Below are 10,283 nucleotides of genomic sequence, written 5' to 3'. Positions count from 1 at the left end.
CAATATGCCCGACAGGATCGCCTTGCAGCGCTTGATGGCGGTTTCCATCTCGCCGACTTCCTCGACCAAAGCGGGGTGGCCAATGATTTCGGGCATGTGCCGCCAGTCGCCCAGCACGACGGCTAGTTGGGCGAGCGGGGTGCCCAATTCATGCGCCGCGCCCGATGCGAGCAGGCCCATGCGGACGATATGCTCCTCCTCCGCCGCCTGCTGCCGCAACCGGGCGAGATAGGCTTCGCGCTGTTGCAGGTTGCGGGTGATGCGGGTCATAAACAGGACCAGCAGCACCGCGATCATGGTGAGGCAGATCCAGGTGCCGATGATATGCAAGTCGAACAGGCGGCCTTCGAACGCTTCGCTCAGATCCAGCGGGCGGTAGAAGAGCGAGAGCATCGCGGCGCAGAGCGAGGAGATGGCAACGATGCCCCAGACGCTCCAGCGGTGGAGCAGGACTGCCCCCAGCGCCACCTGCACCAGATAGAGCGAGATGAAGGGGTTGGTCGCGCCGCCGCTCAGATACAGTTGGGTGGTCAGCGCCAGCACGTCGAACAGCAGTGCCAGGAAGAGTTCGGCATGGCTGATGTCGGTGCGCCGCCGCAAGATCATCATGCTGCCAAGGTTCATGGCGGCGGCGATGCAGGGCACGACCAGCATGGACAGAAAGGGCAGGCGGATGTCCATGGCATAATGGACGATCAGGATGGTCGCGACCTGCCCCGCGATCGCGATCCAGCGTAACTGGACCAGCAGCGCCATATTCTTACGTCCGGCCGCATCGGCGGACCATTGGCTGGGGAGCCAGCGCGCGCGCAGGGGCGTGTTGCCCTTCATGCCCGGCGATCTTTTCCTGACTGGCGCATGACGAAGATATAGGCACCCGCGACCATCGCCGCCAGCGCGAACCAGGTGATGGCGTAGACAAGATGGTTGTTGGGGAATTGCACCACGGTTAGCCCGCCGATGGGCAGGGCGTCGGGCTGCGCCCCGGCATCGGCGTCGATGAAGTAAGGCAGCGTGGCGGGCAGGGCGCGGGCGGCGGCGGTGGCGGCGACGTCGCGCGAATACCAGCGATCGGCGGCGGGGTCATTGTCGCGCAGGAAGCCGCCGCCCGGTTCGGTCAGGCGCAGCAGGCCGGTGATGCGGACTTGCCCCGTCGGGCGGGTGTAACTGGTGCGGGCGTCGGGCGGCACGAAGCCGCGATTGATGAGCAGCGTCGTGCCGTCCGCACGCCGGAGCGGGGTCAGCACCCAGAAGCCGGGGCCGCGGACAGTCGACGCCTGGACCAGAGTGGCGCGGTCGTGGAGGAAAGTGCCGGTCGCGGCGACGCGGCGATATTCGTCCGATTTGGTCGCTATGGCGGGCGCTGGCACCGGCGGGGCGTGAATGCGGACAGCGACCCGGACAATCAAATCGCGTTTCCACGCCAGCCGTTCGACCTGCCAGACGCCAAGCGTACATAGGGTCGTAAACAGCACAGCCGCGATCAGCGTCAGGCCGATCGCGAACCCCGCCCGGCCATGGCGGGGGTTCGCTTCTGTCACGGCATCTGGCTCATGTCATGCGTCATGGCGGGCATCATGTTGGTGTTCAGATGATACATGACCCACATTGAACCGGACAGGGTGATGACCACCAGGACCAAAGTGAACATCAGCGCCATCATCGACCAGCCGCCTTCGGAACGGGTGTTCATATGCAGGAAGTAGATCATGTGGACGACGATCTGCACGACCGCGAAGGCCATGATGACGAGCGCGGTGGTCTGCGTATTGGCGAAATAGCCGGTCATCACCAGCCAGAAGGGGATGGCCGTCAGCAGGACCGACAGGCCGAAGCCGATCATATAGCTGCCCATCGTGCCGTGGGCGCCATGCGCGTGGGTGTCGTGATCGTGCGCGCTCATCGCAGCATCCCCATGAGATAGACGAAGGTGAAGACGCCGATCCAGATGACGTCCAGGAAGTGCCAGAACATGCTGAGGCACATCAGGCGGCGCTGATTGGCGGGGATCAGCCCTTTTTTGGTGACCTGAACCATCAGCGTCACCAGCCAGATGATGCCGAAGGTGACGTGCAGGCCATGGGTGCCGACCAGCGCGAAGAAGGCGGACAGGAAGCCCGACCGCTGCGGCGTTGCGCCCTCGTGGATGAGGTGCGCGAATTCGTAGAGTTCGATGCCGAGGAAGGCGAGGCCGAACAGGCCGGTGATGGCCAGCCAGCCCTGGGTCGCGGCGACCTTGTTCTTTTCCATCGACAACATGGCAAAGCCGTAGGTGATTGACGAGAAGAGCAGCATGGCGGTGTTGAGCGCGACGAGGTTCAGGTCGAACAGGTCGCGCGGCCCTGGCCCCGCGGCATAGCTGCCGCTCAGCACCGCATAGGTGGCGAACAGGCAGGCGAAGATGAGGCAGTCGCTCATCAGGTAAATCCAGAAGCCCAACGACGTGCTGGAACCTTCGGGATGATGCGGTTCCTCGCCCAAATGGAAGAGGGGCTTGCCGTCCTGGTCGAGGAAGGCGGGGTCGATCTTGGAGCGTGTGGCCATGATGTTAGCCCTGTGTTGCGAGCAGCGCGCTGCGCTCGCCCTCGGTGCGCTCGACCACATCCTGCGGGATATAGAAGTCGCGCTTATAGTTGAAGGTATGGCCGATCGCGACGGCGAGGATGCCGACGAAGGATAGGCCCGCCAGCCACCAGATGTACCAGATCATGCCGAACGAGAAGGCCACGGACAGGCCGGCGATGATCAGGCCGGTTGCGGTATTGGACGGCATATGGATCGCCTTGTAGCCGGTCAATGGACGCTGATAGCCGCGCTTCTTCATGTCCGCCCAGGCGTCGCCATCATGGATGACGGGCGTGAAGGCGAAATTATAGTCTGGCGGGGGCGAACTGGTCGCCCATTCCAGCGTGCGGCCGTCCCAGGGATCGCCGGTCGTGTCGCGCAACTGATCGCGATTCTTGATGCTGACCGCGAACTGGATGAACATGCAGGCGATGCCCGCCGCGATCATTACTGCGCCCAGCGCCGCGATCTGGAACCAGATTTGCAAGCTCGGATCGTCGAACACGCGCATCCGGCGGGTGACGCCCATCAGGCCCAGCACATAGAGCGGCATGAAGGCGGTCCAGAAGCCGACGACCCAGAGCCAGAAGCTGCGCTTGCCCCAGGTGGTTTCCAGGCGGAAGCCGAAGGCCTTGGGCCACCAGTAATTGATCGCCGCGAACAGACCGAACAGCACGCCGCCGATGATCACATTATGGAAATGCGCGATCAGGAACAGCGAGTTGTGCAGCACGAAGTCGGCCGGTGGCACGGCGAGCAGTACGCCGGTCATGCCGCCCACGGTGAAGGTCAGCATGAAGGCGACCGTCCACATCATCGGCAGTTCATAGCGGATGCGGCCGCGATACATGGTGAACAGCCAGTTGAAGAGCTTGGCACCCGTGGGAATCGAGATGACCATCGTCGTGATGCCAAAGAAGCTGTTGACGCTGGCGCCCGACCCCATGGTGAAGAAATGGTGCAGCCAGACGAGATAGCTGAGCAGCGCGATGACGATCGTCGCATAGACCATCGAGCTATAGCCAAAGAGGCGCTTGGACGAGAAGGTCGAGGTGACTTCGGAGAACACGCCGAACAGCGGCAGGATGAGGATATAGACTTCCGGGTGACCCCAGATCCAGATCAGGTTCACATACATCATGGGGTTGCCGCCCATGTCGTTGGTGAAGAAGGCTGTGCCGATATAGCGGTCGAGGCTGAGCAGTGCCAAGACTGCGGTCAGCACCGGGAAGGCGGCGACGATCAGCACGTTGGCGCACAGGGACGTCCAGGTGAAGATGGGCATCTTCATCATCGTCATGCCCGGCGCGCGCATCTTGACGATGGTCGCGATCAGGTTGACGCCCGATAGCAATGTGCCGATGCCCGCTATCTGCAAGCCCCAGATATAATAATCGACCCCCACGCCCGGCGAATAGGCGATGCCCGACAGCGGTGGGTAGGCCAGCCAGCCGGTGCGCGCGAACTCACCCACGAACAGCGACATCATGACGATGATCGCGCCTGCCGTGGTCATCCAGAAGCTGAAATTGTTGAGGAAGGGGAAGGACACGTCGCGCGCGCCGATCTGGAGCGGGACGATATAGTTCATGATCCCGGTGATCATCGGCATCGCGACGAAGAAGATCATGATGACGCCGTGCGCCGTGAAAATCTGGTCGTAATGATGGGCGTTCAGATAACCTTCGGAACCGTTGAACGCCATCGCCTGCTGCAGCCGCATCATGATCGCGTCAGCGAAGCCGCGCAGGAACATGATGAGCCCCAGGATCATATACATGATGCCGATGCGCTTGTGATCGACGGTGGTGAACCAGTCGTTCCAGAGCGTGCCCCAGAGTTTATATTTGGTAACCAGCCCGAACACCACCGCGCCCCCCAGCGCGACCATCAGGAAGGTGCCGACGACGATCGGCTCATGCAGGGGGAGCGAACTCCAGTCGAGACGACCGAAGATCAGCTTCCAGATGCCACTATTTTCGGAGGCGGGATGCGGGGACATGGGCGTTACGGCCTTGATGTAGAGAGAAGGGGGAGAGGGAATGATCCTCCCCTGGAAGGGGAGGTGTCTGGCATAGCCAGACGGAGGGGTGTCCCGCTATCGAGAGGGTGACACCCCTCCGTCAGCCCTTCGGGCTGCCACCTCCCCTGCGAGGGGAGGAGGGCGTGGGCGAGGGGAGGAAGAGCCTTAATTCCCATGATGCGCTCCGTGCCCGTCATGGTCCTGCTGACCCGGTGCCTGGTTGCCTTGCTCCGCAGGGGTGCGCTTGGCAGCAGGGGTCATGCCCGCGGGTTGGGCGATCTCGCCCTTCTTGCCGGGTTCGACCGGGTGATAGCCGCCGACGTCGATCGTGCCGTCATGGCGCAGGCCCTTGGTATCGTGGGCCGATTCCTTGCCAGCGCCGCCATGCATGTCGGTCATCATGATCTCGTCCATGCAGCGCTTGCCTGGTTGCGCGCACATGTTGAGCGCGGCGTGGAACAGGCGGGGCTCGACGCGCGCGAAATATAGGGGCTTCACCTTCTCGCTCGGCTGTTCCAACTTCACATAGGTCGCGCGGTCGAGCGTCGCCCCGCTGGCCTTCACGCGGGCGACCCACTGGTCGAACCCGCCCTGATCCATGGCGTGGAACTTGAAGCGCATGTTGGAGAAGCCTGCGCCGGAATAGTTGGCGGAGAAGCCATCGAACGTGCCGGGCTTGTTGGCGACGGCATGAAGCGTCGTCTGCATGCCGGGCATGGCATAGATCTGACCCGCCAGCGCGGGCACGAAAAAGCTGTTCATGATGGTGGAGGAGGTAATCTTGAACTCGATCGGTCGATCGACTGGCGCGGCCAGTTCATTGACTGTCGCGATGCCGAGTTCGGGGTAGATGAACAGCCACTTCCAATCCATCGCCACCACCTCGACCTGCAGACGTTTGGCCGCAGGATCGACCTTGCGCGCCGAATCGATGCGTTCGATCGGGCGATAGGGGTCGAGCAAATGGGTGCTGGTCCAGGTCACCGCGCCCAGCGCGATAATGATCAGCAGCGGGGCCGACCAGATCAGCAATTCCAAGCTGGTGGAATGGTCCCAGTCGGGATCATAATCCTTCGCCTGCGCCTTGGCGCGATATTTCCAGGCGAACCAGCCGATCGTGCCCATGACGGGCAGGACGATCAGCAGCATCAGCGCTGTCGATATCAAAATGAGGTCGCGTTGTTGCATTGCAACATCGCCCGACGGGGCCATGACCACCCAGTCGCATGCGCCGAGCGGCAGCAGTAGGAGGGGAGCGAATCGGCGCAGAAATGCGCGGCTTGGGGCGGGCGTGCGGGCGATCATGAGGCTCGTCTAGTCGGGAAAATTGCGGGGTGACATTGGACCTTTTGTCCTATCCCTGCGCAGTGGCGAAATGGGGCATGGGTATATTTGACCACCGGAATGATTCGTCGTGCAGCCTTGTGCGGCCCCGAATCGTTCCCGCAGCATGAAGGCCCGTTTCACGCCATGACCTCCGCGACGACCACGCCCGGCCCTGAGCTGGAGACCAACTCCACCCAGGCGGAACGCGACATGCGCAACCTTCACGCCCATGACGGCAAGAAGATTGCGCCGGGCGAGATCGCCATCGGCGTGATCATCGGCCGGACGTCGGAATTTTTCGACTTCTTCGTCTATGCGATCGCCTCGTGCATCGTCTTCCCGGCGCATGTCTTTCCCTATCTGTCGCCGCTGGAAGGGACGCTCTGGTCCTTCGCCATCTTCGCGCTGGCGTTCGTGACGCGGCCGATCGGGTCGCTCATCTTCATGGCGGTGGACCGTCGCTTCGGGCGCGGGGTGAAACTGACCATTGCGCTGTTCCTGCTGGGCGGATCGACGGCGGCCATCGCCTTCCTGCCGGGCTATGAGACGATCGGCCATTGGTCGGCGGTGCTGCTGGCGCTGTTCCGCGCGGGGCAGGGCGTGGCGCTGGGCGGGACATGGGACGGGCTGGCCTCGCTGCTGTCGCTCAACGCGCCGCAGGCCAAGCGCGGCTGGTATGCGATGATGCCGCAATTGGGCGCGCCGTTGGCGTTGATCGTGGCGGCGGGGCTGTTTGCCTTCTTCCTCTCCACCCTATCCACCGCCGACTTCCTCAGCTGGGGCTGGCGCTATCCCTTCTTCGTCGCTTTCGCGATCAACGTCGTTGCGCTGTTCGCGCGGTTGCGGATCGTGGTGACGGAGGAATTTGCGCGGCTGTATGAAGCGCGCGAATTACAGCCTTCGCCGGTAATCGAAACCGTGCGCAGCGAAGGGCGCAACATCGTCATCGGGGCATTTGCGCCGCTGGCGAGCTTTGCGCTGTTCCATATGGTTACGGTGTTTCCGCTGTCGTGGATAGCGCTTTATACCGACGAGCCGCTGGAACGCTTTTTGATGATCGAGGTCATCGGCGCGTTCGTGGGCGTGCTGGCGATCATCGTGTCGGGCTTTGTCGCGGATATGATCGGGCGGCGGCGGCTGCTCGGCTATTCGGCGGTGGGAACGGCCTTTTTCGCGGTCGCGGCACCGCTGCTGCTCAATGGCGGCGATCTGGGCGAAGTGGCGTTCATGGTGATCGGCTTCATCCTGCTGGGCCTGAGCTTTGGCCAGTCGTCGGGCGTGGTGGCGTCCAACTTCCGGTCGGCGACGCGTTATACCGGATCGGCGCTGACGTCGGATCTGGCCTGGTTGGTGGGCGCAGGGTTCGCGCCGCTGGTGGCGTTGCTGATCTCGACCGAGTTCGGGCTGGCGGCGTCGGGTGCCTATCTGCTGTCCGGCGCGATCGTGACGGGCTTTGCGCTGTTCGTAAACAAGGAACTGGCGGGCCGCGACCGCTAAAGCGCTTTGCGCATCCGCGCCAGGGCCTTGCGATCGAACCAGCCGGTAAGGCCGGCGCGCGGGCGGAAGCGGGCGAGCCAGTCGGAATAGAGGCTGGCGAGGCGCGGGGGCAGGCCGTCCGGCCCCTCCCGCGTCATGATGTCCGACACGATCCGGTTCTGGAAGAAGCGCACGGAGTAGTTGATCAGCCGCTTATATTGCATCGCCCAGGTCGAGGGGCGGGCGAGGCTGACCTGTTCGCACAGAAAGCCCGCCGCGTCGCAGGCTAGTACGCGGCCATGCTGCCAGTCGGCATCGCTGGCGAGGTTGGTATGCGCCCAGGCGGCGACCAGGCCATCGTCGCCGATCAGGTCGTCGGGCAGGCGCAGGCCGCGCGCGCGGATTGCCGCGACGAACGGTCCTGATAAAGCATAGAGATCGCCGAACAGGCCGCCTTCGATCTTGAGGTTTCGGCGATAGAATTCGGCCATGCGCCCGTTCATTGGCATGCCGGCGCTGGCATTGGCTTGGGGGTTGGCGGCGAGGTCCGCGACCAGCGCGTCGATCGACCCGGCGACGATCTGCGCGTCGCCGTCCATGAAGATGACGGCGTCTTCCATCCCGGTCAGCAGGCCATGGACCATATGGTTCCAAGTGCGCGACTTGCCGCCCGCCTTGATGTCGTGGACGATGATGTTGGTGCGTCCGCCCGCCGCCGCCGTGGCGCGGGCGACGGTGGCGTCGGTCGTGCCGTTGACTAACACATGGAAAAGCGTGTCAGGCCGGTCTAGCGGGAGCGAGGCCAAGCAGGCGCCGATCCGGCGCTCCTCCTGATGGGCGAAGATGGCGACGGCGACGGCCATGGCGGTTAGCGGAAGTCCCAGCCCTGCTGGCCATGCTGGGCCAGATCGAGGCCGTCCGCTTCCTCCTGCGCGGTGGCGCGCATGGGGATCAGCATCGAGACGATCAGCGCGGCGATGGCGCTGCCCACCATGGCCCAGAGCGCGACGATGACGAGGCCGATGGCTTGTGAGATCAGCGCGCTGGTCAGGGTAATGCCGATGTCGAAGCCGACCCCGCCCATCAGCGGCAGGGCGAAGACGGGCAGGAGCAGGATGCCGGTCGCGCCGCCGAGGCCGTGGATGGCGAAGACGCTGGCGCTGTCATCTACCCGTCCAGCGACAAGGGGCTGGGCCAGGTGGCAGAGGAACGCGGCGATCACGCCGATCAGCATCGCGCCCCCGGTACCGACCAGCGCGGCCGAGGCGGCGATGGCGGCGATCCCGGCCAGGGCACCCGACAATATGCCGGTGGCGGTGGTGCGCTTGCCCAGCACATGGTCGAGCAGCGCCCAGGTCAGCGCAGCGGCGCAGGCGGCGAAATGATGGTTGAGCAGCGCGGTCGCGGCATCGTCCGTCGCGCCGAGCGCCCAGCCGCCGACCATGCCGGACAGGCCGATCCACAGCAGCGCTCCGCCCGCGAGGCTGAGAACCGGCGCATGGCCGACACTGGCGGGATCGCGCCTGCGCCCGGCGATCAACGCCAGCGTAAGGGCGGAAAAGCCCGCGACGCCATGGACGACCAGACCGCCGGCGAAATCCATGACGCCCAAGTCCGCCAGCCAGCCGCCGCCCCACACCGCATGGGTGATCGGCGCATAGACGAGCAGCAGCCAGAGCGGCGCGAAGGCGAGGAACCAGCCTATCCGCGCGCGTTCGGCGACGGCGCCGACCAGCAGGCAGGCGGCAAGCAAGGCAAGGGCAAGCTGAAACAGGACGAAGGCGGATTCGGGCACCGTCAGCCCTTCGCGCAATTGCGCGAGATTGGCGAGCAGCAGGTTCGCCCCGCCGCCGAGCCAGGCGCTGCCCGGTGCATAAGCGAGGCTATAGCCAACGATCGCCCAGGCCAGCGACACGGTCGCGATGACGCCCGCGCCCTGCGCCATGACCGAGAGCGCGTTGCGGACATTGACCTGGCCCGCATGGCGCAGCATCAATCCCGGCAAGGCCGCAAGCAGGATCAGCAGCGCACACACCATCATCCAGCCGGTGTCGCCGCTGTCGGCGACGGCGATCTGGGCATAAGCGGCTTGCGGCGCGGCCAGCGCGGCGATCAGGGGCAGGGTCAGAACAAAGCGCATCGGTAATCCCGGCAATCCAAACAGGCACCCGTCCTAGCGCGGACAGGGTAAAGTTTTCGATAAGCAGCCGCCTCTATCAGCGGACGATGACAGGCGCGTGCAAGACTGTTAAGGGCAAGCCATGCGGGGTTTGCTGTCTTTCTTTGCGGCGGTCATGATTCTCTTCTCCATGGGGATGGGAACGCTCGCCCATGCGACCGAGGCCTTGGGCTGCGTCGAGGAAGAGAGCAGCCTGTCAATCAGCGCGGCAGACATGCATGGCGACCTGCAGCCCGGCGACGCGGATCATGGCCTGCCGCATCATCATGGCGGGTGCCATGGCCATCATGTCGGCACGGCGGGATCGCGCGTCGCTTTCGACGGGACAGCGGCCACCCGCGATCGGCTGACGATCCCCCCGGTGCAGCGCCTGTCCGCTGTGGAACCTGCCCGGACATTGCGCCCACCCATCGCCTGACATCGACCGAATAGACCGCGCTCGCCCGGCGTCGCGGTTCCTTTCTCGTTGATTTCAGGAATTATCTTCATGAAACGCATCCTTGCGGCCTGTCTGGCCGTGTCGTGCTGCACCAGCGCCTTCGTGGCGCGGGCGGACGAACCATCTTTTACCTTGGCGCAAGCGCTGGAACGCGCGGGCGCGACATCGCCCGCCATCGAAAGCGGGGCAGCGGGTGTGCTCGCCGCGCAGGCGGCGCGTAGCGTCGCCGGACTGCGGCCCAATCCCGAACTGAATATCCAGACCGAAAATGTCGC

9 protein-coding genes and 2 pseudogenes are annotated in these 10,283 nt (G+C 64.2%); 3 read left to right on the top strand and 8 right to left on the bottom strand.

The annotated features are described in order from the left end of the window. The 6 genes and pseudogenes from IL54_RS23830 to cyoA all read right to left on the bottom strand — a co-directional run. Positions 1-831, bottom strand: a pseudogene (locus IL54_RS23830) (sensor histidine kinase); the annotation flags it as partial. Then, positions 828-1,541 (bottom strand): SURF1 family protein, encoded by a 714-nt coding sequence (locus IL54_RS01325; protein WP_037472349.1) that lies wholly within the window; start codon positions 1,539-1,541, stop codon positions 828-830. The gene IL54_RS01325 and the pseudogene IL54_RS23830, both read right to left, overlap by 4 nt. After that, a complete protein-coding gene (gene cyoD / locus IL54_RS01320) occupies positions 1,538-1,903 on the bottom strand; it encodes a cytochrome o ubiquinol oxidase subunit IV (RefSeq protein WP_037472347.1) in 366 nt (121 codons plus the stop codon). Before cyoD ends, IL54_RS01325 begins: the two co-directional genes overlap by 4 nt. Continuing rightward, positions 1,900-2,544: a cytochrome o ubiquinol oxidase subunit III gene (gene cyoC / locus IL54_RS01315; protein WP_037472345.1), complete on the bottom strand. Its 645-nt coding sequence runs from the start codon at positions 2,542-2,544 to the stop codon at positions 1,900-1,902. The genes cyoD and cyoC overlap by 4 nt, the downstream gene beginning before the upstream one ends. Positions 2,545-2,548: 4 nt before the next feature. Beyond that, entirely contained in the window at positions 2,549-4,567 is a 2,019-nt protein-coding gene (gene cyoB / locus IL54_RS01310) for a cytochrome o ubiquinol oxidase subunit I (protein WP_037472343.1), read from the bottom strand. A 186-nt stretch (positions 4,568-4,753) separates the two neighbouring features. Further along, the gene (gene cyoA / locus IL54_RS01305; RefSeq protein WP_037472341.1) at positions 4,754-5,893 is read right to left on the bottom strand and encodes a ubiquinol oxidase subunit II; all 1,140 of its coding nucleotides are present in this window, start codon (positions 5,891-5,893) and stop codon (positions 4,754-4,756) included. Positions 5,894-6,058: 165 nt separating this feature from the next. On the opposite strand from cyoA, the gene IL54_RS01300 reads away from it, so the two are divergent. After that, complete coding sequence (locus IL54_RS01300; protein WP_052027504.1) at positions 6,059-7,411, top strand: MFS transporter; 1,353 nt, start codon at positions 6,059-6,061, stop codon at positions 7,409-7,411. Here the strand turns inward: IL54_RS01300 and IL54_RS01295 are convergent. Together IL54_RS01295 and IL54_RS01290 are read right to left on the bottom strand one after the other, a co-directional pair. Continuing rightward, positions 7,408-8,253 (bottom strand): glycosyltransferase, encoded by an 846-nt coding sequence (locus IL54_RS01295; protein WP_037472339.1) that lies wholly within the window; start codon positions 8,251-8,253, stop codon positions 7,408-7,410. The two genes, IL54_RS01300 and IL54_RS01295, sit on opposite strands and share 4 nt — an antisense overlap. A 5-nt stretch (positions 8,254-8,258) precedes the next feature. Continuing rightward, on the bottom strand, positions 8,259-9,530 hold the full coding sequence (locus IL54_RS01290; RefSeq protein ID WP_037472337.1) for an ammonium transporter: 1,272 nt from the start codon (positions 9,528-9,530) through the stop codon (positions 8,259-8,261). Positions 9,531-9,651: 121 nt separating this feature from the next. On the opposite strand from IL54_RS01290, the gene IL54_RS01285 reads away from it, so the two are divergent. Then, complete coding sequence (locus IL54_RS01285) at positions 9,652-9,987, top strand: hypothetical protein (RefSeq protein ID WP_037472335.1); 336 nt, start codon at positions 9,652-9,654, stop codon at positions 9,985-9,987. Positions 9,988-10,056: 69 nt separating this feature from the next. Further along, positions 10,057-10,283: pseudogene (locus IL54_RS24745) on the top strand (TolC family protein); the annotation flags it as partial.

Origin of the sequence: Sphingobium sp. ba1, assembly GCF_000743655.1 — a bacterium.
In the GTDB taxonomy this organism is placed as follows: domain Bacteria; phylum Pseudomonadota; class Alphaproteobacteria; order Sphingomonadales; family Sphingomonadaceae; genus Sphingobium.
The sequence above is the reverse complement of the archived record's forward strand: the minus strand, read 5'-3'. Positions and strand labels throughout refer to the sequence as shown.

Bases quoted from the DNA above. Each gene is read 5' to 3' on its own strand.
- IL54_RS01295 (WP_037472339.1), bottom strand. From the start codon at position 8,253: ATGGCCGTCGCCGTCGCCATCTTCGCCCATCAGGAGGAGCGCCGGATC.
- IL54_RS01300 (WP_052027504.1), top strand. From the start codon at position 6,059: ATGACCTCCGCGACGACCACGCCCGGCCCTGAGCTGGAGACCAACTCC.
- cyoC (WP_037472345.1), bottom strand. From the start codon at position 2,544: ATGGCCACACGCTCCAAGATCGACCCCGCCTTCCTCGACCAGGACGGC.
- cyoB (WP_037472343.1), bottom strand. From the start codon at position 4,567: ATGTCCCCGCATCCCGCCTCCGAAAATAGTGGCATCTGGAAGCTGATC.
- IL54_RS01290 (WP_037472337.1), bottom strand. From the start codon at position 9,530: ATGCGCTTTGTTCTGACCCTGCCCCTGATCGCCGCGCTGGCCGCGCCG.
- cyoA (WP_037472341.1), bottom strand. From the start codon at position 5,893: ATGATCGCCCGCACGCCCGCCCCAAGCCGCGCATTTCTGCGCCGATTC.
- cyoD (WP_037472347.1), bottom strand. From the start codon at position 1,903: ATGAGCGCGCACGATCACGACACCCACGCGCATGGCGCCCACGGCACG.
- IL54_RS01285 (WP_037472335.1), top strand. From the start codon at position 9,652: ATGCGGGGTTTGCTGTCTTTCTTTGCGGCGGTCATGATTCTCTTCTCC.